Origin of the sequence: Cardiobacterium valvarum (assembly GCF_900460955.1) — a bacterium.
Lineage (GTDB): Bacteria > Pseudomonadota > Gammaproteobacteria > Cardiobacteriales > Cardiobacteriaceae > Cardiobacterium > Cardiobacterium valvarum.
In genome coordinates, this window is sequence record NZ_UFUW01000001.1 from 1571785 (window position 1) to 1594688 (window position 22904).

Consider the following 22904-nt stretch of genomic DNA (forward strand, 5'->3'; position numbering starts at 1 on the left):
AAATCGTAGTAGCGTTCATCACCCTAAACTACCGCTTCCAAACCAGACATCGCCCCATGAACCGCATCAAAGCGCCCCATTCCGCAGAAATCAGCATAAAAAACAGCAAATTCATCGCCTACCTCTTCCCTATTGCGGGCGTTACCGAGGCAGAAACCCTGCTGGCTCAAGTCAAACGCGAACATCCCAAAGCGCGCCATTGGTGCTACGCCTACCGTCTCGGTGCAGAAGAATACCGCTGCAATGACGACGGCGAACCCTCAGGCACCGCCGGACTTCCCATCTACCAACAATTACTGTCCTTTGACGTGAGCGATTCCCTGGCGGTTGTAGTGCGCTACTTCGGCGGGATTCTGCTTGGCACTGGCGGCCTCATCAAAGCCTATAAAGAAAGCACCCGCGCCGCCTTGCAGACTGCCGAACTGGAAGCACTGATTCCCCAAATCATCTTCCGTGCCACCGCCGACTACGCCCAGATGAGCACCCTCTATAACTACTGCCAGCGCGCCGGGGCACAGATTCTGGAACAGGAAGTGGACTGGCAATGCCGGCTGCGGGCAAGCGTGGCGCAGGAACAATTTACCCAACTGCAAAGCCTGTTGGCGCAGCACCAGATTCAAGTGCAAGCAGAAGAATGAAAGCACGGCGTTTGAACCTGTTGCCATTTGGCTTGCTCAACCGATTTTTGCGGTAAAACGACTGCTGCCGGGCAGCACAGTAAGGTTCATCGTCAACAAGTCTTAAGGATTTGCTCCGTCGTTACCTCGCCAAAGCAGCCACGCAAGCCAATGGCGTGCTGCCACAAGCGCCTGTTAACCTCGTCATGAACACCACCTGTTTCGGCCGTAAGTGGGGCGTTATGGTCCTCTATGACGCTCGCAGCAAGCGCGCCTTGACGGTCGTGGCAATTGAGCGGGAAACCGATGCGCTTTACATGCAGGCGGCCGCTGCATTGCGAGAAAGCGGAGTTTTTTTATCGTGGCTGCCGCTTAATCCAAAGCCGCAATCATTGCTTCAAACCCTTTGAGCAGGGTATCGAGCGACATGGTGGCGACTTGCGCGTCTTTGCCGCTGCGCACCGCCATTTGTTCTGGCAGGTAGGGGATGTGGATGAAGCCGGCGGGGATGGCCGTTTTGCCTTGTGTGGTGAGGTAGTGCAACAGGCCGTAGAGCAGGTGGTTGCAGACGTAGGTGCCGGCCGAGTTGGATACGCTGGCCGGGATGCCCTGCGCCTTGACGTTTGCGACCATTTTTTTGATCGGCAGCGTTGCCCAGTAGGCGACCGGGCCGCCGGTGACGATGGGTTCGTCAATCGGCTGGTTGCCTTTGTTGTCGGGGATGCGGAAGTCGTCAATGTTGATGCCGACGCGTTCCACCGTGATGTCCGGGCGACCGCCCGCCTGGCCGATGGTGATGACGACATCGGGCTGCAATTCTTCAATTGCCGCCTGCACGGCTTTCAGCGCCTCAAAACGCACCACCGGGATTTCCCGCGCGATGACTTCGTAGCCGTTGATGGTTTTGCCTTGCAGGCCTTTCGCCACTTCCAGCGCGGGGTTGACGGATTCGCCGTCGAAGGGTTGGAAGCCGGTAATCAGCAGTTTTTTCATGGTTTACCTCGTTATTCAGAAGCCAAGGAAGTACATCAGAAGGATATTGACGCAGAGCATGATAAGCGCCATCGGGATTTGCGCTTTGATGACGCCGTATTTGTTGTCCATTTCCAGGAGCGCCGCCGGGACGATGTTGAAGTTGGCAGCCATCGGCGTCATCAGCGTGCCGCAATAACCGGCCAGCATGGCAATCGGTGCGACAATCAGCGGGTTGGCGTGATGCAGCTGGATGGCGAGCGGGATGCCGATGCCGGTCGTCATCACCGCAAAGGCGGCGAAAGCGTTGCCCATGATGACGGTGAAGAAGGCCATGCCGATGCAGTAAGCGGCGGCGACGGCGAAGCCGATATGGGTCGGCACGATTTGCGCGACGATGTAGGAAACGGTGCCGCCAATGCCGGCCTTGTCGAAGAGCGTACCGAGAGCGGCGAGCAATTGCGAGAGGATGGCGGCCCAGCCGATAGCATCGAGCAGGCGGCGGCCTTCATGGAAGGATTGCAGCGGCGAGCCACGGGTGATGAGGAACACAAGCAGCAGCGACAGCAGCGCGGCGACGCCAAAGCCGATGAGCGCACCGAGGTCGGTGATACGCGGCCAGGCAATGAAAAAGGTGAGCACACCGACGCCGAGCACCGGGATGAAAAGCAAGTTGCCGAGGCGCGTGGCGGCGGCCAGTTTCGCGGCTGGTGCAGCTTCCTTGTATTCGCCTTTGCCCAGTTGCTTGGTGGCGACGATGACAGCCATCAGGATGACCAGCCAGCCGGCGATTTCCCCGGCAGCCAGGCCGGTCAGTTTGGCGAGATGATCACAGCCGTAAAAGGTAATGGCATAAACAATCCAGAATACTGCCGTACCAATCCGCTTCGGGTTCTTGCGGTCAATAATGGTCAGAATGCCGAATATCAGCAGATAAATGGCGCAAAAGATATAGACATAATCCAGAGTAATCACGCTTTTCAGCTGAAGCAGGGAAATACTTTCTTCTTTCATGGCAGTATCCTAGGATTTATTAACAGAGGTATCGGCATGAGAGCCTTGCGCGTTGTAAGCGGTAATCTCTTTCTCAATGGATTTGTCAAAAAGATAGAAACGGATAATAGCCAGCAGCAAAACGATGATCGCTGTTGGCAGGCAATAGAACGCCATCGTCTCCAATTCGCTGGGCAAATTGTTTTGTTCCAATACACCTTTAATCAGCAATAATCCGCCGGAAGCGACAAACAGCAATTGCCCGAAGAAATTGCCGTAGTTTTCGCTGGCGGCTGCCTGGGCGCGGATGCGGTCCAGCGTTTCCTTGGAAGCCTGCCGTCCTTTCAGCGCTGCCGCTTCGCCCATCGGTGCAATCAGCGGACGGATAAAGGTCGGGTGGCCGCCCAGCGATACGCCGAGAGCGACGATACATTGACGGATAAACATATAAAGGCTGAATATCCGCCCGGCAGTCACGGCTTTCAATTTGCCAATCAAAATTTCCGCGCGTTCACGCAAGCCGTAATGCTCGGCGAGACCAATCACCGGCAATACCAGTACAAATAGCGACATATAGCGGTTTTTAATAAAGGCGTCACCAATGATGGTCACAATTTCACGCACGCCCATCTTGGCGGCAAGACCGGTAACAAAACCGGCGACGATAACGACTAGCAGCGCATTAAAACGCAGGGCCAGACCGACCACCATCACCAGAATGCCCGAAAGCACCCATAATTGCTGCGCATCCAGAAAATGTTGGGCATTTTCCATGGGGGAACTCCTAAATCAGATAAAGAAAAAGAAAGAGGTTGTGCCATAAAGGGGCATAGAAACGGTCACGTGATGGGTGATTACCTCCTGCAAGAGTGCGCCGACACGGCAAGATATGTGAAATTGGTGTGGAAATATGCGCTTTCATTATAAAGTTGTCAAGAAATTGTGGAATTATGCGTGGAATACAAGCGGATTATTGCGCTTTCTTGGGGATTCCCTGTTTTTGGGCAAAAAAACGCGTCTTTCGTATCATTCGTGCCGAAAAAATCCCCTGCTCTGGCGAACAGGGGCAGAGTTTTGTGGCGACAACATCAACTGCGCACGGCGTTGTGCAAAATATTGACATCGAAGCCGAAATCGCGATAGCCAATTTCACAGATTTCCACATAATGCGCGGCAGGTTGCCCATGCGGCATCCCATCCACCATTACATAGAGAAATACCTCGACGGGCGACTCGCTGCCGTCTCTGCCTTGCAGCATGACCGTCATCGTTACCTTCCCGTACAAATCGGGAAAATCCTCATAGACATCCAGCGCCTGCTCATCGGCAGCGCTGACCGCCCAGATACCCAGTGGCACCACACCATCCGCCTGCGGCTCGATGGTCAGCATCACATTACCCGGCCTGCCGCGATAATGCAGGGTATAGCCGCCAAGCAACGCGTGGCCAACACGCACCGCCTGCGGGCAACGCTGCCGCATATCCGCCAGGTGCAAATTGCTGCCGTATGCCGCATACAGTTTCTGCTTCATGATTTTTTTGCCTTTATATCGGTTAAACAAGCGGCGCAAAGTATAGTGGCTTTAAATAGGAAGGAGGCGAGCCGATGCCGGCACAGCATCGTTTCTATTTGCCGCTACAACCTCGTGTTTTATTTGGACATCCTTCTACACGACAAAAAACTTCCCCGTGGCCTCTTGGCGAGCCCAGTATTTATCCCGCTTGACGGGACCGGTATTTACGCCGCTTGGTGAGCCCAGTATTTATCCCGCTTGACGGGACCGGTATTTACGCCGCTTGGTGGGGTCAGTATTTATCCCGCTTGACGGGACCGGTATTTACGCCGCTTGGTGGGGTCAGTATTTATCCCGCTTGACGGGACCGGTATTTACGCCGCTTGGTGGGGTCAGTATTTATCCCGCTTGACGGGACCGGTATTTACGCCGCTTGGCGAGCCCAGTATTTATGCCGCTTGGCGACGCCAGTGTTTATGGCGTTTCCGGCATTGGCACGGGTTGGGCGTTTTTCATCCGCTCTTTGGTCCAATAGTTGTGCGGATCTTCCGTCGTCGGTGCCAGGGTGGCGGTCGAGCTGTCCGAAGCATCCGGCATAGTGGGGGTTTCCGGCGGTGACGGTGCGGTAAAGTTTTCGCGACCTCCGCCACCGCCACAGGCGGTGAGAGCACTGAGAGAGAGCAAGGCAATCGTCAGTGGTGTCGTGGTTTTCATAAGGACCTCTCTTGGTTGTGGTGAGGCGGGGTGATGTTATGTGGTTGGTAATGCCTGCAACTGCATTGCATCGCTCAGCCATAGCACGTCATTCACGCCGCGGCGGGTAATGCTTGCCAGATCAGGGCGGTCAAGGTAGCGCGCGGGGTTGGTGATGACCATGCCGAGTGCGTCTTCTACCGCGAGGTGCATGTAGCGGATGGCGTTTTGCACGCATTGCAGCAGGGTGACGTGCGCACCGGCAAGCGAGCCGTGTTCGTTAACCAGACGGTCTTTTTCGACGAAGACGCGCACCCCGCCCGGCAGGGTAAATTCGCGGATATCCGTGCCGATGGTGTGCATGGAATCGGTGACGAGGATAAGGCGGTCTTTGCTGATGAGTTTGCAGGCAGCCGCAAGCGAGAAGGGGTCAACATGTACGCCGTCGGCGATGATGCCGCAGTAGAGGCGCAGTTCGGCGGCGCTGCCGATGACACCTGGTTCGCGGCCCACCAGCGGCGGCATGGCATTGTAGAGGTGGGTCACGCCGCCGAGGCCTTCAGTGAAGGCGCGCTGCATATCGGCTTTCGCCGCCATCGTGTGCGCGGCGTTGACGCGGATACCGAGGTCGCGGATGCGGCGGACGGTGCCCGCCGGAACGCGTTCCGGCGCCAGCGAAATGATGCTGTGTTGCAGGCCGGCGGCGTGTTTTTCATAGCAGGCAAAGTCTTTGTCATCGGGCGCGCGGATGAGGCGCGGATCGTGCGTGCCGTGTTTTTCCGGATGGATGAACGGCCCTTCGAAATGCCCGCCGAGGATGCCGTGCACATGGCGGCTCGCTTCGGCGATGCTGGCAATGCCGCGCAGGTAGTTGTCTTGTGTGTCGCAGATGAAGGTCGGCAGCATAGCGACGGTGCCATAGGCACGGTGCGCGGCGAGAATGTGCGCCAGACCTTCCGCGTCGCAGTGCGCATTCACCAGATAACCGCCGCCACCGTTTGCCTGTGTTTCGATGAAGCCGGGGCTGAGGATGCCGCCGTCCAGGCAGCACACGGCTGCGTCAGTGGGCAGATCGCTGTCGGCGATGATGGCGACGGTTTTGCCACCGTCAACGAGCAGGCTGTGCTCGTGCAACATGATGCCGTCGTGAAAGATACGCGCGCCTTGGTAATAGAGGGTCATGGTAGTTCCTGATTAAAGTTAGGCGGCTATTGTAGCGCTGAGGGTTTATGATGATATTTTTGTGGAGAATCAACATGGCCCAATTCAACGATCCCGCCGCTTACGAACGCTACATGGGCGGCTGGAGCCGCGCGGCAGGCGGACAGTTTTTAGACTGGCTGGGACAACCGCACGGCCTGCGCTGGCTGGATAACGGCTGCGGCAGCGGCATATTCAGCGAACTGTTGTGGCAACAGACACAACCGGCAAGACTGGACGGCATCGACATCTCACCGGAACTGCTTGCCCACGCGCGACAGCGTCTACCGCAGACAATCGCCCTGCACCACGGCGATGCCAACGCCTTGCCCTTTGCCGCTGGCAGTTTCGATGCTGCCGCAATGGCGCTGGTTATCGTCTTTCTCGCTGATGCGCTGCAAGCCGTGCGTGAAATGCAGCGCGTGGTGCGCAGTGGCGGGATGATTGCCACCTACATTTGGGATTTGCCGCATGGCTTCCCCTACGCCGACGCTTTTGCCGCCCTGCTCGACTGCGGTGTGCAGCCCGACCGGGCCGCTTCCGATGAAACAACCGCACTCGCGCAGTTGCAGGCCTTGTGGGAGCAGGCCGGCCTGCAAGAAGTGGAAACCTGCGCTTTCACCGTCGCCCAACGCTATCCCGATTTCGCCGCCTACTGGCAGGCACTGGCCGATAGCGCCAGCATCGGTGCCCGCTTTGCCGCCTTACCGGCAGACATGCAGGCGGCAGTACGCGCGGTATTACAAGAACGCCTGCCTGCCGAACCTGACGGCAGCATCCGCGTTACCGCCCGCGCCCACGCGGTGAAAGGAATCTGCGCTTGAGCGGCTCATCACCGCAGCCCGCGCGAGGCGGTATTTTTCGCCGCATAGCGTCGGGGGGGGTGATAAAGTACGCGCCGTTTTTTCATGTCTCAGAGGGTTTTATGCAGGGTCAGTTGTGGATTGTGGCTGCGCCGTCCGGCGGCGGCAAAACAAGCTTGATTGCCGAGGCAGTGCGCGTGCTGGATGATGTGGTCGAAAGCGTATCGCACACGACGCGGCCAGCGCGTCCCGGCGAGATCGAGGGCGTGCATTATTTTTTCGTCCCGCCCGAGCGCTTCCAGGCGATGATTGATGCTGACGGTTTTCTCGAATATGCGCAGGTTTTCCACAATGCTTACGGCACAGCGGCGGCGCAGGTGGACGCGCTGCTTGCGGCAGGCAAGGACGTGATTTTGAGCATTGACTGGCAGGGCGCGCAGCAGGTGATGGCACGCCGCCCGGATACGCGGACGGTGTTTCTGCTGCCGCCGTCGCTGGATGTTTTGCGCGAACGCTTGACCGCACGCGGACAGGACAACCCTGCGGTGGTGGAAAAGCGCATGGCGGAGGCGGAGGAGCAGATCAGCCACTTCAGCGCGTTTGAGTTTGTGATTGTCAACGAGGTGTTTGCGCAAGCGGCCGGAGAATTGCAGGCGCTGATTACCACCGACCGCCTGCGCCGCACACGGCGCGAGCAGGATTTGCAGCCGCTGCTGGCGCGGCTGGGTCAGTAAGCGGAAGCTGCAATTTATCCCGCTTGGCCATAGGTATCTGCCCATCTTAATAGTTGAAAAAATAGCTGAAAAACAAAGAGAAATCCCTCGCCCGCTTGGCGGGTCTTCGTATACGACAAAAAAGCCTCCCCGGCGGGGAGGTTTTTTGTGGCCCTTTTCCACACATGCAGCGGCCGCCTAAAACCACTGTAACGGCAGTTCACGCAGGCGGCGTTCGACATCGAAGCGGTTGAGTCCATCGCGGCGTTGCACCATGTCCGTGCGGACTTCGTGCAGGGCGCCGCGCAGCCAGGTTTTCAGCGGTATCAGCGTGTTTTCACCCCAGGCGCGGTAGTAGAGACGGCCATCGCGGTCAGCAACGATGCGGGACAGTTCCTCGTTGCGGTACGGTTGCCGCTCGCGGTCGTATTCGTAGGCACTCACGCGGTAGTAGGGTTCGACACGGCTGGGGCGGGCGGTGATAGCGAAGGCGAGGCTGCGGCCATCACGCGGGCGTCCATCATCGTAATACGCCAAATCTCCCAGCGCAGCGGTCGCGTTGAGCTTTGCCACGATGTGCTGCTCGAAGGGGTTGTGGGTAAAGGGATAGGGATAGTAGCGCCCGCCTATCTTTACGTCTTGCGGCGCGAGCGGTTGTGCCCTGCCGGTCACGATCTCACCGCGCTGGTTGATGACGTGAGTTTGCGCGCTGGCATCCACGGCATCCAGCACGGCGTGTTCGCCGCCATCCACCCATTTGGTGCGCCAGTTACCGGTATAGACGGTTGCATAGCCGTGCGAGAAAGGATCGGCAGCGGCGTATTGCGCGGGGATGACTTTGCGTCCGTTGCCATCAACGAAGCCGACTTTGCCGTCTTCAATGAAACGGCGGTAGCCTTCCTCCCAGTAATCCATGCCGTTGTCAAAAGAAATGGGCGAGTAGAGGTAGTGGCCGGCACGGTCGTAGATATCGCCCGCTGCCCAGGCCGGGGCGTCGTCGGCGGCGCGCGGCTGATGAATGCTGGTGATAAATTCGATTTCTCCGCTCTGCGGATCCTCGTCATACACTGTCCAGCCGATATCGGGATAGCGGGCGGGCACCAGTACCCGCCCCGCCTCGTCTTTCAGGCCGACCCGGTCGTCTTCCCGAAAATAATGCAGCGGAGCGGCAATGAGCGGCGGCATCAGCAGCAAGGTGAGGAGTGAGGCGATGTAGAGACGGGGCATGGGATTCTCCGGACAGATAGGAAAGGTACTTTAGCGCGGCTCCTGTCCGCAGGCCAGGAGAAACAGATATTTGTACCAGACGCCGGGGATCTATCGTGACGGATCATCCCGGGTTTACGCCTGCCGCCTAACTACGCAGCAGTTGCCGGTGCAGCCACCAGCCGCCAATCAGCATCGCCAGCGAAGCGATGGCGGCTATCAGCCAGGCGTAGAGCGAGATATTCAGGGTACCGCCGCTCAGGGTGTAGGTGAGTACCAGCAGTGCTTGCAGCAACAGGTTGCCCCAGCCGCAGCGCAAGAGACGCGCCTGTCGCCATTTTCCCGCGCAGTGCACTTGCAGCGGCGCGGCATTGATGAGGGTAAAGAGGGCGGCGGCACAAGCGAGGAGGCGCGGCAGGTGCGTCGGGTTTTGTGGTGTGTTCAGCCACATCATGACCAGCAGCAGCGCGCCGCAGCCGGCAAGGTTGATGGTCAGTGTCGCCGCCCAGTACACCGCCCGTTGCGGGCGGTTCAGGGCGTTTTGCCGCTGGCGTAGCAGGCGCTCTTGGGCCGGGGTCATGCTTTGACGGCCAGGCTCACGGTGAAGATGCCGTATTCGTCGATCCATTGGTGGATTTTGCGGAAACCTGCTTTGGCGACGAGTTGGTCCATTTCTTGCTGACTGCGGCGGCGCATGACCCAGTCCGGGCTGCCGGCTTTGTGGCTGGTAAGCGCGCGGGCAATCATTTCCAGCTGTGGGTGCCAGGGCTGGCCGGTGTAGATGAGGTAGCCACCGCTTTCGATGGCGTCTCCGAAGCCCATCAGCGATTGCAGGATGAGGTCGTTGTCGGCAAAGAGTTCGTGCAGGCCGGAGACGATGCCGAGCGTCGGGCGCGGGGTGAGGTTTTGGTAGTTGGCGCGGTCGAAGGCGTTGACTTCGTCGAAGCTGACGAGGTTTTGCAGGCCGCGTTCCTGAATGAGCGTGCGTCCGGCGGCGACGTTGATTGGGCTGTAATCACGCAGGCGGACGCTGTCGGGTTTGACCTTGTCCGTCAGCGCGTCCAGCACATAGCGGCCATGTCCGGAGGCAATATCGAGAACATGCACGGGTTTGCCCGCCGCGCGCAGGTAGCCGAAGGCAGCGGCGATGGCTTTGCCGATGTTGACTTTGCGCTCGCGGATGCCGCGCCAGCCGATGGCATTGAGGTAGTGGCGGTCATAGGCGAGGCCGATGGCGTTTTTGCCTTGCGGGGTGTTGCGATAGACGTAATCGAGGGTGCTGCCGGAATCGTAGCCGGTATCGCGGCCGATGCGTAGTCCTTCGCTCCAGCATGCGCCGAGGCGCATCATGGCGCGGTAAAACGCCCAATACAGACCGCGCGGCGAGTAGCGCGGCAGCGGCGTGGCGAGTTCGTCGGCCTTGATGCGGCTGGCGCTCGCGAGATGCGCATTCGTCACGTCCACGCGGTGCGGCGGTGCGGCGAAGCGTTCGCGCAGGAAGCGGCGCATGGGCGCGAAGGCCTGCTCGCGTTGTTCTTCACCGAGGGTGTCGTGATAGAAGCCGGGCAGGATGTGGCGCTCTTTGATGTGGCTGCCGAGGTGGTTATAGAAGTCGTGCTGCGGTTTGTGGTGTACCACCCAGTCATCGCCGGAGACAAAGAGTTGCAGCGGCGTGGTGATGGCCTGGGCATCGGCGACGACGCGGTCAGCGGTGTCGTAGAGGCCGAGCAGGATGCGCACTGAGATGGGGCGGACGATCAGCGGGTCGCGGTTGAAATCGTCCTGCCGCGCCTTGTTGTGAGTGAGATAGTGCGCCTTGACGTAACTGTTGACGAAGAAGTTGCCGCGCAGTTTGTAGAGCAGGCGCAGGCCGCTGCGCGCGAAAGGAACATAAAGCTTGACCTTGAACGCGGGCGAAGCGAGCACGGCGCAGCGCACCGGCGGGGCGTAATCGTGCAGCCAGGCGGCGACTTGCACCGCGCCGACGCTTTGCGCGATGACGGCGATGTTTTCCAGCCGGATGCCGTATTCGCGCTCAATGTGCTGCATGAAATCCTGAATATCGGCGACGGAGCGGGCGACACTGGGCGAATCCCCGCGCGCGCCGGGGCTGTGACCGTGCCCGCGCGCGTCCCAGGCAAAATAAGCGAAGTCGTCGAAACCCAGCTCGTCGGCGACAAACATCAGGCGGCCGGAATGCTCGTGCCCCCGGTGGAAAAGGACGATAGCCTTGTCCGTGCTGCCGTCTTTAGCGGGGCGGTAGCGGTAAAAAAGAGCCGTGCCGTCGCTGGTAGTGAAAGTCTTTTGCTGTTCGCTCATGGGGGATCCTTGTGGGAGGAAGAAAAACGGAGTGGATTGTAGCCTATGCAGCCTCTCAGGCTATCGCTCAATCGCGCAGACCCAGCCGCACCCGCTGCACACAGGTGGCAACCAGCAGGGCAACCAGCCCCCACATCGACCACAGCATCCACGCGGGCAACTGCCCCGCCAGAGCGTACCACAGCGCCAAGGCACCGATGACAAAGGCGCGGTCGCTTTTGCCGAGCGGGCCGTCATAGCGGCGACTGTTGCCATGCACCTGCCCCAGTACGCCGCAAAATTCCGTCAGCGCCGCGAAGAAAATAAAACAACCAATGACCAGCGGGCCAAACGGCGCAATCAGGGCAAAAGGCAGATAGAGCGCGGCATCAGCGATGACGTCTGTTAATTCATTGAGATAACCGCCGAGACGGGACTTCTGCCCGAACTCGCGCGCCAGCATCCCATCCGCCGCATTCAGCGCCATGCGCAGAAAAAGCCACAGCGGCAGCAACACAAACTTGCGCGCACAATCCGGATCCAGCGCAAAGCCGATGCCGAAACCGACGGAAATCAAACAGGCAAAAAGTGTGACCTGATTGGCGGTCACCCCGCGCGCATAAAGCTGCCGCACCAGCGGGCGTAGCAGCTGTTGAAATTTGGGTTTCAGTTCATAAATGCTCATGGGCGACCTCAGCGGAAGGGTGGAAAGTGCGCATTATCGCCGCTTCGCCAGGAAATCCGCACCCATAACCCGCATTCAAAATGAAAGACGCGTCCTGCCCGCAGCATTATTCCCGCCGTACATCCCGCCGATGATGTCCGTCAACCAGTCGAATACAGCAAGGACGCGCGGGCTGGTGATGCTGCGTTGCGGACGGTAGAGAAAGACCGGCCAGCGGTAGCGTTCCAGCTCGGGCAGGAGTTCCACCAGCCGCCCGGCGACGAGGTGTGGCCGGCAATAGCTATCGCCGATAAGGGTACAGATAGCCCCCGCCAGCACCGCCGCCAGTTCGCTGTAAGCGTCATCGCACACGAAGCGCGGATTTTTCGGCATGACCTGCACCGTGTTACTGATCGGCCAACCCCAGGAGCGGCCGGTGTTGATATTGATCTGGCTGCCGGTGGGATAGCGCGCGAGGAGATCGTCAAGGTCGGCGGGCGGACCGAGTTTTTCTACCAGCGACGGCGCGGCCACCAGCCGTTCGCGGGTGTAGCCGAGGTGGCGCACAACCATCCACGACTCCGGCTCGCTGCCGATGCGCAGGCCGATGTCGATCTGGTTTTCCACGTTGTTCAGGCGGGCAGCGTTCACCCGCCAATCCGGCTGCAAATCAGGGTATTCGGCACAGCGCGCGAAGAGCGCGGCGATGATGGCGTCGTTTTCCGGCAGAAACGGCAGGGTGATGCGCACCGTGCCGCGCATTTCATCCGCCGGGGTGCGGGTGCGCGCGGCGGTGAAAAGCCGCTCGCTCTCGGCGAGGAGCTGCTGCGCTTCGGGCAGGAAACGCGCGCCGAAATCGGTGAGCTGCACGTTGCGGGTGTTACGCACGAACAGCGTCTCGCCAAGATAATCTTCCAGCTCGGCGATGACGCGCGTCACCACCTGCGGCGACACGGACAAGCGCTGCGCCGTCTCGCGGAATTGCAGGGTATCGGCAGCGGTGCAGAAGTATTTGAGGGCGTTGAGTTTGTCCATGGCTTATAAAATCATTTCAATCCTAGATGTTTATTAACAACTCGTATAATATCTTCACCTTTTTCTAGAATGATAGGAAACCCTTTTGTATCTAAGACTGTGCTATTCATTAACACTTCTAATTTTTCGTCTTCATTAACATGGCAACTAAATATAGTATTATCTTTATTAAAAGTAGATAAATCAACTTCTCCTTCAGAATATTCTGCATAAATAGGAGATACAAACGATAAAAGCTCTTTTCTTATACCTTTTGATTCATCTACAACTATATTATTAGCCGCATAGCTTAAACAATTAACGACATCTTGATATCGAGACCTTATTTCATTATCATTAACTGAAATAGATAATATATACTCGCTTTCTATAATTGATGAATTTAATTTTTCCTCCAAACTTTCCAATTTTTTTGGGGCTGTACTAGATTAGCCCTAAATTTCACACCAATCACGCAGCGTTTTTAGCTGCTGGGACGGCGTACCGAAGTTAAACCGAAATTCACATTCTTTCAAGAACAGCGGAAAAGATTTGCGGTCAATGCCGTTGTATTTGCGCAGTACACACTTCGCTTGGTTCCAAAAATTTTCAATGCCGTTGATATGATTCCGGCGCTCGGCAAACGCTTTGCAATGGTTGATGCGGTGATGGATAAGACCGCTCACATCCAGTTTGTCATAACTGCTCAGGCTGTCTGTATAAACAATACTGTCAGGCATGATTTTCTTCTTGATAACAGGTAGTAAGCTTTCAGATTCGGCATTATCTACCACAACTGTATAGACCCGTCCGTTGCGTTTCAGAATGCCGAAGACAACAACTTTTCCCGCCGCACCGCGACCACGTCTGCCCTTGCGACGTCCGCCGAAATAGCTTTCGTCCAATTCGACAGAACCATCAAAAACTTCATCGGCAGCCAAGGTCAAACGATGGCTGATAACCATACGAATTTTGCGGTAGAACAGGACTGCCGAATTGGGATGGATATCCAAAATATCGGCGGCGGAACGTGCAGTAACTTCTAGCACAAAAAACGGAGTAGTTCTTTCTGTACTTTTTTCTTTAATTTGCAGTGTGTTATCTTTATTTTCGGAGGGTAACATATCTGCTAATCTAGTACAGCCCCATTTTTTTTCATAATAAGATTCTATGGCGCCATTCTTTAAAATAAACAAACCACATTCCTGAAAAATATTAAATAAAGCTAGTATTTGATTTTTAATACCATTCCATTCAGCCTTAAGTTCTTCATGAGTAAATAAAGAACATAATGCTGAACGCCGTTTTCTTTGCATCTTATTTTCTTCAGTATCTTCACTTTTGTAAATATTATAATAAGGATGTAGCTCAGCATATTCAGAAATATCACTCCAATGCTCATTAACAATATGACAAAAATCATTATAAATTCTATTAGAGAGTTCTAATATAGATGATGCTCCAGATCTAGTCGCTAAGTCATCTGCCTTTTCCTTTATGATGCTATTATTAAAAAAAGCATTTATTAATTTAGGACCATCAGCAAAGACATCTGCATCTGCCAGTACAATTGGCTCTTTACCCATTAAGCGTAGTAATTTAACTGTTTCTGACATGGCTTCCTTACCATTAATAGGTAAGATTTGCGAGCCTGCAGCTTCTAAATATAACTCTAGTTTGTCAGAGAGCGCGTTACAGATGATAACATCAGAAGGACCTTCTACTAATAATGGTTTTTTGGAAAATAGTGAAAGTTTATGCTCTTGCCCTAAACGGGCAACTAAACTCTTTAAGCGTTCACTCTCTAATTCACCTGCATTTCTAGGAATTTGAATAGGTTTTTCATTTAAATCATTGCAAAAAATAAAAGATAATAAGTCGCTAACTTTCGATATCTTTATCATTTCTGTTGAATGGGTAGCCATAATTATGATTTTTTTATAACCTCCATTATTACAACTATTAGTTACATGTAAAATTTCTTTTAATAAAAACGCTTGCAATTGAGGATGTAAAGAAATTTCTGGCTCATCAATAAGCAACACACTAACTTCGTCATCATATAAAGCAGATAATATACCTACTAAATTTAGCAATCCTGATGCCTCTCGAGCTGATGAATAAGACTTTTTACATTCTAGTTTTGAAAAAAAACTTTTAGATAACCACTATCCCAAATAATTTCAATATTTCGTTTAAAAAGAATTTGTAGTCGAGATTTTACTTTAATAAATATATCAGGACGCCTATCTAAGGTATGTAGGTCTCCATCAATAGATTCTATTTCATGTCTATTTTTAGAATAACTTTTATCTCCATGCCTTGCATCATCTGGCGATATTAAATCAGAAAGAGCATCTCCTGATATTGAACGATATTTTTCTAAATGCCCTAATCGACCAGCAGAAAGAAAACGAACCTTTTTATTAGTATGCTGAGAGAAGCTGTTTTTTAATCCTTTTAATAAATGCGTTTTCCCTGAACCATTTGGTCCAATAATGAAAGTTAGTGGCCCTCTTAATTCAAGGCTATGATAAATATCACCTTCATTAGTGTTAATAGTTGCTGTAATTGATAATGGAAATTCCATGTTTTGTTCCTTAAGTTGTAGTTGAATTTTTGAACATACATACAACGGTACATTCACCATCCAGTCTTGTTTGCGATAGACCGTCATGAAAAAGTGTATGGCCTGTTGCGGTTTATTGTTCGACGTAGGTTTTCAGGCTTTTGGCTTTCAGATTTTTCTCGCTTTGACTTCTATCGGCACAACGATTTACCCGCGTTGTAGCACGAAATCAATTTCCGCTGCGCTTTTTTCAGTCGTCTTCGAGCAGGGAGGTGGCGAACAGCCCTACATCCAGTCCGTAGAGTTTGCAGGCGTTGTCCCGATAGGCGGTAAGCGGCGGGGGCGGTTTTTTGATGCACGGCATGCTGTGCATCAGCCTGCCATTTTAGGCGTCCACATTTTTTCCAAGGAAAAAATGTGGTCTCCGCGCACTTTTTCCTTGGAAAAAGTGTAAACGGGCGATTTGTTCTTGTTTCAGGAATTTTGTATTCGCAAAACATTCATTGTTTGCGCACCATCGCCCCGCCATACTGCGTCCATTCAATCTGAAACGCCGGATCGTCCATGACAAAAACCCTGATGAAATCCACCCTCGCCGCCGCCCTTGCGCTCAGCCTTGCTGCGCAGGCGGAGGTTTCCCTCACCCCAATGAAAGGTACACAAACCATGCAACTCAGCCAGGAATGGGACAAGATTTTCCCGCAATCCGACAAGATCGAGCACCACAAGGTGCTGTTCAAAAACCGCTACGGCATCACCCTCGCCGGTGATCTTTATGTTCCGAAGGACATCAAGGACGGCGCGAAGCTGCCCGCAATTGCCGTCGCTGGTGCTTTTGGCGCAGTAAAGGAACAGTCCAGTGGACTGTACGCGCAAGCGATGGCAGAGCGCGGCTTCGTTACCCTGGCGTTTGATCCCTCCTACCTCGGCGAATCCGGCGGTGAGCCGCGCAACATGGCCTCACCCGACATCAATACGGAAGATTTCAGCGCTACTGTGGACTATCTAGGCCTGCAAAATTTCGTGAACCGCGATGGAATCGGCATTCTCGGCATCTGCGGCTGGGGCGGCATGGCACTGAATGCGGCGGTAGCCGACACGCGCATTAAGGCCGTCGCCACCAGCACGATGTACGACATGACCCGCGTGATGGCCAACGGCTACGAAATCAACATGAAGCAGAACGCCCAGGGCGGCTATGACCGCGCCCAACCACAAATGGACGCTGCCGCGCGCTACAAGTTGAAAGAGCAGCTCAATAACAACCGCTGGGAAGGCGCGCAAAACGGCTACGCTACTCTGGCGCCTGCCAACAATCTCGACCCGGAAAAGGACATCACCGCCGATACACCAAAATTCATCGCCGAATATGCTGAGTTCTACCGCACCAAACGCGGCTTCCACCCGCGCGCGGTCAACTCCAACCCGCAAGGTTCGTGGGCAAATACCGTGCCGTTGGCTTTCATCAACATGCCCATCCTGCAACGTGCTGCCGAGCTGAAAGCGCCCGCGCTGCTGGTGCACGGCGAAAATGCGCACTCGCGCTATTTCAGCGAGGACGCGTTTAAATCGCTGGGCAGTGAGGATAAAGAGCTGTTTATCGTCAAAGGCGCGAGCCACACCGATTTGTACGACAACACGGCAGGTAAAATCCCCTTTGACAAGTTTGAGGAGTTCTTCAAGAAGCACCTGAAATAAGTAAAAAAGCCGCCCGCAAAGGCGGCTTTTTAATAGAGAATTGCCATGAAAACCTTGCTACTCGCCGCCCTCTGTATCAACACCGTTTTTGGCAACACCATGAACATCACCCTCAACGGCCAAACTTTTACTGCTACTCTCGCCGATACCCCCGACGACGTCGATTTGCGCGCTAAAGTCGTAACCGCCAGCGGTCTGTGTGACGGTAGTTTTGTCGGCGAATGCCGCCGTCGGGAACTCACTACACGATAGCTGTACCAAGTGCTATGTTATCGCCGCTTTTTCCTAACGATTAAGGAGCCCCCATGACCCTCGCTTACTGGTGCATTTTCATCACCATTTTCCTGCCCATCCTCTGCGCTGCCTATGCCAAGCGCCTTGGTGGCTTCACCTTGGCCGACAACCACGATCCGCGCGCCTTTCTCGCCAATTTGAGCGGCAAAGCAGCGCGGGCGGATGCGGCACAGCGTAACAGCTATGAAATCTTCCCGCCGTTTGCCACCGCCGTTATCATCGCGCACGCAACAGGCGGGGCGGCGCAAGGCGTCATCAACTTCTGGGCGCTGCTCTTTGTCGCCAGCCGCATCGCCTTCATCCTCTGCTATATCCACGACAAGATGCTGGCGCGCTCGCTGCTTTTTGGCGTCAATCTGCTCTGCGTCATCGCCCTTTTTATCGCCGCCGCATGAGCCTCACTTACACCGTCAGCCAGCTCAACGCCCATGTGCGCCGCTTGCTCGAAGGCGATTTCCGCGATCTTTGGGTGGAAGGCGAGATTTCCAACCTCAGCCGTCCCGCCTCCGGGCACATCTACTTTTCCCTGAAAGACAGCGATGCCCAGGTCGCCTGCGCCCTCTTTCGTGGCAGCACTTTCGGCCTGCGCCTGCCGGCGCGCAACCTCACCAACGGCATTGCCGTGCGCGTACACGGGCGGGCGACGCTCTACGAACCGCGCGGCGGTTACCAGCTTATCCTTGACCAGATCGAGGCGGCGGGCATCGGCGCAATGGAAGCGGAATTGCAGCGGCGGCGGGAAATCCTCACAGCGGAGGGCTGCTTCCTGGCCGCGAACAAGCGCCCCATCCCGCGCCATCCCCGGCAAATCGGCATCATCACCAGCCTGAGCGGCGCAGCGGTGCATGATGCGATTACTACCCTGCGCCGCCGCAACCCGCTGGTATCCGTCATCCTCTATCCGTCGCTGGTGCAGGGGGCAAAAGCGCCACCGCAGCTCATCCGCCGCCTGCACACGGCCAACCGCCGCGCCGAATGCGACACGCTGCTGCTCATCAGAGGCGGCGGCAGCGCCGAAGATTTATGGGCGTATAACGACCCGGATCTCGTCCGTGCCATCGCCGCCAGCCGTATTCCCATCATCAGTGGCGTGGGACACGAAACGGACGTGACCCTCGCCGACCTGGCCGCCGATCTGCGCGCGCCAACACCGACCGCCGCCGCCGAGCAAAGTTGCTCCGACTTGAGCGGCGAAGCGCAGCGCCTGCACCGCCTGGGCGAACAGCTGCACCGAGCCATCACCCGGCAGATGGAACGGATGCGGATGCGGCTTGACCATCTCGACCACCGTCTTGACCAGCAACAACCCGCGCGTTATTTCGAACGCATCCGCCAGCGTCTGGACGAACTTGATACACGGATGCGCCGCGCCGTCGCCTTCCGCTGCCGGCAAGAACAAAACCGCTTACACCACCTGATGCAAACCCTGCACAGCTTGAGCCCGCTCAACATCCTCGAACGCGGCTACGCCGTTACCTACGACAGTGCGGGTAAAGTGGTGAGCCGCAGCGATGCCGTGCAGCCGGGCGAGAAAATTACCGTCCGTCTCGGTGTGGGACGGCTGTATTGCACTGTGAATCGGCGGGGAAAAACGTGAGTGGTCGTTGATAAAAAATGCTGCAAACTGCATAATTCTCACCCAATTATCCACCCGTAAACGGTCTGACCGCGCACCCGCCGGCCAGGCCGTTTTTACAGGTGGATAAGGCTTCCCCCAAGAGGTTTAAAAACCGCGCGGGGGTCAAACTCACGACAACCATGAGGTTTCATCATGCAACTACGACACACCGCGCTTGCTGCGCTCTGCGCCGTATCCCTCTCTGCCTTCGCTGGCGAAGGGCAGCCCCACTGGTCCTATACCGGCAAGGACGACCCCACTCACTGGGGCGAACTCAGCCCGGCATTTGTCACCTGCAAACTGGGTAAAAACCAGTCCCCGGTTGATCTTTCCTCGGCTAACGCCAAAGGCGACAACAGCGTTGAAGCGACCTATCCGCCGCTCGCCTACTCCGTGGAAAACAACGGCCACACCATCCAGGCTACGCCCACGGACGCCGTCAAAACCCTGAAACTGGGCGGCGAAGCATTTACCCTGAAGCAATTCCACTTCCACACGCCGAGCGAACACACCTTCCTCAGCAAATATTTCCCGATGGAAGCGCACTTCGTTCATCAGAATGAGCGTGGTGAACTCGCCGTCATCGGTGTCATGTTCGAAAAAGGCGCAGAAAACGCCGCCCTCGCACCGCTTCTTGCCAAACCGCTCAAAGCGGGCGAAAAAACCGCGATTGCCGACAAACTCGACATCGCCGCCCTCTTCCCCAAAGACCAGAACCACTTCCGCCTGAACGGCTCGCTCACCACGCCGCCATGCAGCGAAGGGGTGAACTGGATCGTCTTCAAGACCCCGGTTGAAGCGAGCGAAGCCCAATTCAAAGCGATGGAAGCCATGATTGGCCAGGCGAATAACCGCCCGGTACAGCCGCTGAACGCGCGTATCGTCATCGAAGAATAACCCACCACAAACCGTCCCTTGCCGACAGTAGGGGGCGGCATCTCCAAGACAACCATGCCGCCTATACGAGAAGGATACTGCTGGTATTTTCGTGCCCGTCTGGGCGTCACCATGCTCTTTTGCATGATGGTGCTGCTCATCATTGGCGTGGGTATCCTTTATGGCTTATGGGCGAGTAGTTACGAACGCTCGCTGCTGGTAACACTGGAAGCCATAGCTTTCGCCGTTGGTGTATTTCTCCTGCCCGCCTACGGCATTTACCGCTACTGGGTGCGGCGCTGGCTTTTCTCCTTCCAGCGGCGGGAATACCTGGCTATCAACGCGGGCGGCATCCACTACTACTGCTACACCGATGAAGACGGTATACCGTGGGAGGACATCGCAGAAATCGTCTTGCAAGGCGGCAAGACAAAAGAAGGCCTTATCGACCGCATGCGCGTCATCAAAAAATACGGCGCCCCCAATTACGAACGGCCCGCTGTGATTGACCTCAGCGCTACTTACAGCGATTACAACGATTTCATCGCGCCGCTTCTCCTGCTGGGCTGCCCCTTGTTTGCCATCCTCCTCGGCAAAGAAGCCGGGGCCGTTATCGGAGCGATAGTGCTCATAACGCTCCCTTTCCGCGCTGCAGAAAGAAAAGCCGGCAAAGAAATCGCCACCGTCTTGCAGGAGTACGGTAGAGACACGCTGATACGGTACGAAGAAAAAGGCGCGTGATGCCCCCATTTGGCGGCCACCCAAAAATCCGTTGTACCCGCCTGGCGCCCTGCCCTTTCCACAAACCCATCCTTTATCCCGCCTAGCGCCCTACCCTTTCCACAAACCCGCTACCTTTCCCGCTTGGCGCTCACTACCGCTCCGAACCCGCCCACACCGCCGCCACCAAACTGCGCGATAATGCCCGCCCAACTCCGCTTATCACAAGGAATCCCCATGCAACAGCCCCTCGTCCTGCCCTGCGCCAAAGGCAGCGAACAAGTCCTCGCCCAAGAAGCCGAAGCCCTCGGCCTGCAAAACATCCGCCAGGGCGTCGCCGTCGTCAGTGGCATGGGCGACCTTGAAACCGCCTACCGCCTCTGCCTGTGGTCACGCGTGGCGAGCCGGGTCCTGTGGCAATTGGGCGAAAGCGAAGTGGCAAACCCCGATGACATCTACGCCGTAACCCGCGCCATCGCCTGGGACGAGCACCTGAGCGCCGATAACACCTTCGCCGTCCACTTCAACGGCATCGGCCAGGGTATTCGCAACACCCAGTTCGGCGCGCTCAAAGTCAAAGACGCCATTGCCGACCAACTGCGCGACACCCTGCATCGCCGCCCCGACGTGGATGCCAAAGCCCCCGACATCAGCGTTGATGCCCACCTGCGCAAAGGTCGCCTGACCCTCGCTATTGACCTCTCCGGCGGCGGCCTGCACCAGCGCGGCTACCGCCTCGCGCACGGCGCAGCACCCTTGAAAGAACACCTCGCCGCGACCCTGCTGTACCGCGCCGGCTGGCCGCAACTCGCAGCAAGCGGCTACAACCTTATCGACCCGCTCTGCGGCAGCGGCACCATCCTCCTCGAAGCCCTGCTCATGGCGGCAGACATCGCCCCCGCCCTGAAACGGCAGCGTTTCGGCTTCACCCACTGGCAAAGCCACAAACCCGTCATGTGGAAGCGCCTGCTTGAAGAAGCCGCCACACGACGCGAACTCGGCCTGAACCGCCTTGACCTCAAAGTCTGGGGCTACGACCAGGACGCCGCGACGCTTGCCACTGCACGCGAAAACGCCGCCCGCCTTGACCTCGCCCACTGCCTGCACCTGGAACGCCGCCCGCTTGACCGCTTCACCGCCCAGCCCGGCTACGGCGCGCGCGGCCTCATCCTCACCAACCCGCCCTACGGCGAGCGACTGGGTGAAATCGCCGAACTCGTCGCCACCTATGACACCCTCGGCCAGGCCTTCAAGACCTTCCCCGCCGCCTGGCAAATGGGCGTCATCAGCAGCAATACCGACATGCTGAAACGCCTGCGCCTCAGCCGCCACAAATACTACCAGGCCTACAACGGCAGCATCGAAGCCCAAATCGCCCTCTACCACCGCGCCGAACAGAGCGAAGGCGAAGACTACGCCGTCGCCGAACCCGGCGCGCCCGTGGACGAACAGGCGCGGATGTTCGCCAACCGCCTGCGCAAAAACAACCGCGCCGCGCAAAAACACGCGGCGGCGGCAGACACCGATGCCTACCGCATCTATGACCAGGACATGCCCGAATACGCCATCGCCGTGGACCGCTACGGCGACTACGTCCACGTGCAGGAATACGTCGCGCCGAAGACCGTCGCGCCGGAAAAAGCGCGCAAACGCCTGCTCGACACCCTGCATATCATCCCGCAAGTACTGGAAATCCCCGCTGCCAACCTCGTCCTCAAAACCCGCGAACGCCAGCGCGGCGCGCAGCAATACCAAAAACAGGCCACGCGCGGCATGACCTGCACCGTGCACGAAGGTGAGGCGCGCTACCACATCAACCTGCACGACTACCTCGACACCGGCCTCTTCCTTGACCACCGTCCGCTGCGCCGCCGCATTCACGCAGAAGCTGCCGGCAAACGCTTCCTCAACCTCTTCTGCTACACCGCCAGCGCCAGCGTACAGGCAGCACTGGGCGGCGCGGCCTACACCACCAGCGTTGACCTCTCGCAAACCTACCTCGACTGGGCGCACCAGAACTACGACGCTAACGAACTCGACAGCCGCCACCGCCTCATCCGCGCCGACGTGATGGCGTGGCTGGCAGAAGACGGCGGCAGCTACGACCTCATCCTCTGCGACCCGCCGACCTTCTCCAACACCAAAAAAGAACAGCGCGTATTCGACGTGCAGCGCGACCACGTCACCCTCATCGAGCGCTGCATGCGGCGCCTCGCCCCCGGCGGCACGCTGTACTTCTCCAACAACTACCGCAGCTTCAAACTTGATCCCGCCATCAGCGCGCGCTACCACTGCGAAGACATCAGCGCGGCGACTATCGACTTTGACTACGTCCGCCGCCCGAACATCCACCACGCATGGAAAATCACGGCGAAGACAGATAACTAACGCGTTGGCGCGGGCCCAGTAATGACGCCGCTTGACGGGGTCAGTAACGATGCC

At 56.6% G+C, this 22904-nt stretch carries 24 protein-coding genes and 3 pseudogenes; 11 read left to right on the plus strand and 16 right to left on the minus strand.

Annotated features, from left to right (window positions below):
- The first annotated feature begins 56 nt into the window (after positions 1-56).
- Positions 57-638, plus strand: coding sequence for an IMPACT family protein (locus DY250_RS07665; RefSeq protein ID WP_115611777.1), 582 nt, complete (start codon positions 57-59; stop codon positions 636-638).
- 185 nt (positions 639-823) lie between these two features.
- The gene (locus tag DY250_RS07670; RefSeq protein ID WP_147293487.1) at positions 824-1027 is read left to right on the plus strand and encodes a hypothetical protein; all 204 of its coding nucleotides are present in this window, start codon (positions 824-826) and stop codon (positions 1025-1027) included.
- Here DY250_RS07670 and pcp read toward each other — a convergent pair.
- The 6 genes from pcp to nagA all read right to left on the minus strand — a co-directional run bounded on the left by pcp (position 990) and on the right by nagA (position 5971).
- Positions 990-1610: a pyroglutamyl-peptidase I gene (gene pcp / locus DY250_RS07675; RefSeq protein WP_115611779.1), complete on the minus strand. Its 621-nt coding sequence runs from the start codon at positions 1608-1610 to the stop codon at positions 990-992. The genes DY250_RS07670 and pcp overlap by 38 nt on opposite strands.
- A gap of 15 nt (positions 1611-1625) precedes the next feature.
- Positions 1626-2603, minus strand: coding sequence for a DUF979 domain-containing protein (locus DY250_RS07680; RefSeq protein WP_115611780.1), 978 nt, complete (start codon positions 2601-2603; stop codon positions 1626-1628).
- Between the two features lie 9 nt (positions 2604-2612).
- Positions 2613-3356, minus strand: a complete 744-nt coding sequence (locus DY250_RS07685) for a DUF969 domain-containing protein (RefSeq protein ID WP_115611781.1) — start codon at positions 3354-3356, stop codon at positions 2613-2615.
- Positions 3357-3670: 314 nt separating this feature from the next.
- Positions 3671-4114, minus strand: coding sequence for a gamma-glutamylcyclotransferase family protein (locus tag DY250_RS07690; RefSeq protein ID WP_115611782.1), 444 nt, complete (start codon positions 4112-4114; stop codon positions 3671-3673).
- A gap of 456 nt (positions 4115-4570) precedes the next feature.
- Positions 4571-4810 (minus strand): hypothetical protein, encoded by a 240-nt coding sequence (locus DY250_RS14020; protein ID WP_172542280.1) that lies wholly within the window; start codon positions 4808-4810, stop codon positions 4571-4573.
- A 36-nt stretch (positions 4811-4846) separates the two neighbouring features.
- A complete protein-coding gene (nagA, locus tag DY250_RS07700) occupies positions 4847-5971 on the minus strand; it encodes an N-acetylglucosamine-6-phosphate deacetylase (protein WP_115611784.1) in 1125 nt (374 codons plus the stop codon).
- 74 nt (positions 5972-6045) lie between these two features.
- Here nagA and DY250_RS07705 point away from each other — a divergent pair, with 74 nt between their 5' ends.
- The gene (locus DY250_RS07705; RefSeq protein WP_245951066.1) at positions 6046-6813 is read left to right on the plus strand and encodes a class I SAM-dependent methyltransferase; all 768 of its coding nucleotides are present in this window, start codon (positions 6046-6048) and stop codon (positions 6811-6813) included.
- Between the two features lie 101 nt (positions 6814-6914).
- Entirely contained in the window at positions 6915-7526 is a 612-nt protein-coding gene (gmk, locus tag DY250_RS07710; protein WP_115611786.1) for a guanylate kinase, read from the plus strand.
- 177 nt (positions 7527-7703) lie between these two features.
- Here gmk and DY250_RS07715 read toward each other — a convergent pair whose 3' ends face one another.
- The 10 genes and pseudogenes from DY250_RS07715 to DY250_RS14910 all read right to left on the minus strand — a co-directional run.
- On the minus strand, positions 7704-8732 hold the full coding sequence (locus DY250_RS07715; RefSeq protein WP_115611787.1) for a WG repeat-containing protein: 1029 nt from the start codon (positions 8730-8732) through the stop codon (positions 7704-7706).
- 127 nt (positions 8733-8859) lie between these two features.
- Positions 8860-9291: a hypothetical protein gene (locus tag DY250_RS07720; protein WP_115611788.1), complete on the minus strand. Its 432-nt coding sequence runs from the start codon at positions 9289-9291 to the stop codon at positions 8860-8862.
- Entirely contained in the window at positions 9288-11030 is a 1743-nt protein-coding gene (locus DY250_RS14585) for a bifunctional alpha/beta hydrolase/class I SAM-dependent methyltransferase (protein WP_115611789.1), read from the minus strand. The genes DY250_RS07720 and DY250_RS14585 overlap by 4 nt, the downstream gene beginning before the upstream one ends.
- Positions 11031-11097: 67 nt before the next feature.
- Positions 11098-11694 (minus strand): CDP-alcohol phosphatidyltransferase family protein, encoded by a 597-nt coding sequence (locus tag DY250_RS07730; RefSeq protein ID WP_115611790.1) that lies wholly within the window; start codon positions 11692-11694, stop codon positions 11098-11100.
- Positions 11695-11769: 75 nt separating this feature from the next.
- On the minus strand, positions 11770-12708 hold the full coding sequence (locus DY250_RS07735) for a LysR family transcriptional regulator (RefSeq protein ID WP_115611791.1): 939 nt from the start codon (positions 12706-12708) through the stop codon (positions 11770-11772).
- Between the two features lie 11 nt (positions 12709-12719).
- Positions 12720-13115 (minus strand): hypothetical protein, encoded by a 396-nt coding sequence (locus DY250_RS13730; protein WP_147293489.1) that lies wholly within the window; start codon positions 13113-13115, stop codon positions 12720-12722.
- 27 nt (positions 13116-13142) lie between these two features.
- Positions 13143-13795, minus strand: a pseudogene (locus tag DY250_RS14590) (IS1595 family transposase).
- Positions 13796-14297: 502 nt separating this feature from the next.
- A pseudogene (locus DY250_RS14905) lies at positions 14298-14732 on the minus strand (ATP-dependent nuclease); the annotation flags it as partial.
- Between the two features lie 92 nt (positions 14733-14824).
- Positions 14825-15277: an AAA family ATPase gene (locus DY250_RS14295; protein ID WP_218565564.1), complete on the minus strand. Its 453-nt coding sequence runs from the start codon at positions 15275-15277 to the stop codon at positions 14825-14827.
- A gap of 39 nt (positions 15278-15316) precedes the next feature.
- Positions 15317-15632, minus strand: a pseudogene (locus DY250_RS14910) (ATP-binding protein); the annotation flags it as partial.
- Between the two features lie 272 nt (positions 15633-15904).
- Here DY250_RS14910 and DY250_RS07750 point away from each other — a divergent pair.
- The 7 genes from DY250_RS07750 to rlmKL all read left to right on the plus strand — a co-directional run bounded on the left by DY250_RS07750 (position 15905) and on the right by rlmKL (position 22850).
- On the plus strand, positions 15905-16954 hold the full coding sequence (locus DY250_RS07750) for an alpha/beta hydrolase (RefSeq protein ID WP_376799650.1): 1050 nt from the start codon (positions 15905-15907) through the stop codon (positions 16952-16954).
- Positions 16955-16999: 45 nt separating this feature from the next.
- Positions 17000-17206, plus strand: a complete 207-nt coding sequence (locus tag DY250_RS07755) for a hypothetical protein (protein ID WP_115611793.1) — start codon at positions 17000-17002, stop codon at positions 17204-17206.
- 53 nt (positions 17207-17259) lie between these two features.
- Complete coding sequence (locus tag DY250_RS07760; protein ID WP_115611794.1) at positions 17260-17643, plus strand: MAPEG family protein; 384 nt, start codon at positions 17260-17262, stop codon at positions 17641-17643.
- On the plus strand, positions 17640-18845 hold the full coding sequence (xseA, locus tag DY250_RS07765) for an exodeoxyribonuclease VII large subunit (RefSeq protein WP_115611795.1): 1206 nt from the start codon (positions 17640-17642) through the stop codon (positions 18843-18845). The genes DY250_RS07760 and xseA overlap by 4 nt, the downstream gene beginning before the upstream one ends.
- 174 nt (positions 18846-19019) lie before the next feature.
- Positions 19020-19763, plus strand: coding sequence for a carbonic anhydrase (locus DY250_RS07770; RefSeq protein ID WP_115611796.1), 744 nt, complete (start codon positions 19020-19022; stop codon positions 19761-19763).
- 54 nt (positions 19764-19817) lie between these two features.
- Positions 19818-20483, plus strand: a complete 666-nt coding sequence (locus DY250_RS07775) for a hypothetical protein (RefSeq protein WP_147293490.1) — start codon at positions 19818-19820, stop codon at positions 20481-20483.
- 216 nt (positions 20484-20699) lie between these two features.
- Entirely contained in the window at positions 20700-22850 is a 2151-nt protein-coding gene (gene rlmKL / locus DY250_RS07780) for a bifunctional 23S rRNA (guanine(2069)-N(7))-methyltransferase RlmK/23S rRNA (guanine(2445)-N(2))-methyltransferase RlmL (RefSeq protein WP_115611798.1), read from the plus strand.
- The last annotated feature ends 54 nt before the right edge of the window (positions 22851-22904 follow it).

Excerpts from the sequence above, each read along its gene's own strand:
- DY250_RS14295 (WP_218565564.1), bottom strand. The coding sequence starts at position 15,277 with ATGGAATTTCCATTATCAATTACAGCAACTATTAACACTAATGAAGGT.
- DY250_RS07715 (WP_115611787.1), bottom strand. The coding sequence starts at position 8,732 with ATGCCCCGTCTCTACATCGCCTCACTCCTCACCTTGCTGCTGATGCCG.
- DY250_RS07770 (WP_115611796.1), top strand. The coding sequence starts at position 19,020 with ATGCAACTACGACACACCGCGCTTGCTGCGCTCTGCGCCGTATCCCTC.
- DY250_RS07670 (WP_147293487.1), top strand. The coding sequence starts at position 824 with ATGAACACCACCTGTTTCGGCCGTAAGTGGGGCGTTATGGTCCTCTAT.
- gmk (WP_115611786.1), top strand. The coding sequence starts at position 6,915 with ATGCAGGGTCAGTTGTGGATTGTGGCTGCGCCGTCCGGCGGCGGCAAA.
- DY250_RS07730 (WP_115611790.1), bottom strand. The coding sequence starts at position 11,694 with ATGAGCATTTATGAACTGAAACCCAAATTTCAACAGCTGCTACGCCCG.
- DY250_RS07750 (WP_376799650.1), top strand. The coding sequence starts at position 15,905 with ATGAAAGGTACACAAACCATGCAACTCAGCCAGGAATGGGACAAGATT.
- xseA (WP_115611795.1), top strand. The coding sequence starts at position 17,640 with ATGAGCCTCACTTACACCGTCAGCCAGCTCAACGCCCATGTGCGCCGC.
- DY250_RS07680 (WP_115611780.1), bottom strand. The coding sequence starts at position 2,603 with ATGAAAGAAGAAAGTATTTCCCTGCTTCAGCTGAAAAGCGTGATTACT.
- DY250_RS07735 (WP_115611791.1), bottom strand. The coding sequence starts at position 12,708 with ATGGACAAACTCAACGCCCTCAAATACTTCTGCACCGCTGCCGATACC.
- DY250_RS07720 (WP_115611788.1), bottom strand. The coding sequence starts at position 9,291 with ATGACCCCGGCCCAAGAGCGCCTGCTACGCCAGCGGCAAAACGCCCTG.
- DY250_RS07705 (WP_245951066.1), top strand. The coding sequence starts at position 6,046 with ATGGCCCAATTCAACGATCCCGCCGCTTACGAACGCTACATGGGCGGC.
- rlmKL (WP_115611798.1), top strand. The coding sequence starts at position 20,700 with ATGCAACAGCCCCTCGTCCTGCCCTGCGCCAAAGGCAGCGAACAAGTC.
- DY250_RS07690 (WP_115611782.1), bottom strand. The coding sequence starts at position 4,114 with ATGAAGCAGAAACTGTATGCGGCATACGGCAGCAATTTGCACCTGGCG.
- pcp (WP_115611779.1), bottom strand. The coding sequence starts at position 1,610 with ATGAAAAAACTGCTGATTACCGGCTTCCAACCCTTCGACGGCGAATCC.
- DY250_RS07760 (WP_115611794.1), top strand. The coding sequence starts at position 17,260 with ATGACCCTCGCTTACTGGTGCATTTTCATCACCATTTTCCTGCCCATC.
- DY250_RS07755 (WP_115611793.1), top strand. The coding sequence starts at position 17,000 with ATGAAAACCTTGCTACTCGCCGCCCTCTGTATCAACACCGTTTTTGGC.
- DY250_RS07775 (WP_147293490.1), top strand. The coding sequence starts at position 19,818 with ATGCCGCCTATACGAGAAGGATACTGCTGGTATTTTCGTGCCCGTCTG.
- DY250_RS07685 (WP_115611781.1), bottom strand. The coding sequence starts at position 3,356 with ATGGAAAATGCCCAACATTTTCTGGATGCGCAGCAATTATGGGTGCTT.
- DY250_RS14020 (WP_172542280.1), bottom strand. The coding sequence starts at position 4,810 with ATGAAAACCACGACACCACTGACGATTGCCTTGCTCTCTCTCAGTGCT.
- DY250_RS14585 (WP_115611789.1), bottom strand. The coding sequence starts at position 11,030 with ATGAGCGAACAGCAAAAGACTTTCACTACCAGCGACGGCACGGCTCTT.
- nagA (WP_115611784.1), bottom strand. The coding sequence starts at position 5,971 with ATGACCCTCTATTACCAAGGCGCGCGTATCTTTCACGACGGCATCATG.
- DY250_RS07665 (WP_115611777.1), top strand. The coding sequence starts at position 57 with ATGAACCGCATCAAAGCGCCCCATTCCGCAGAAATCAGCATAAAAAAC.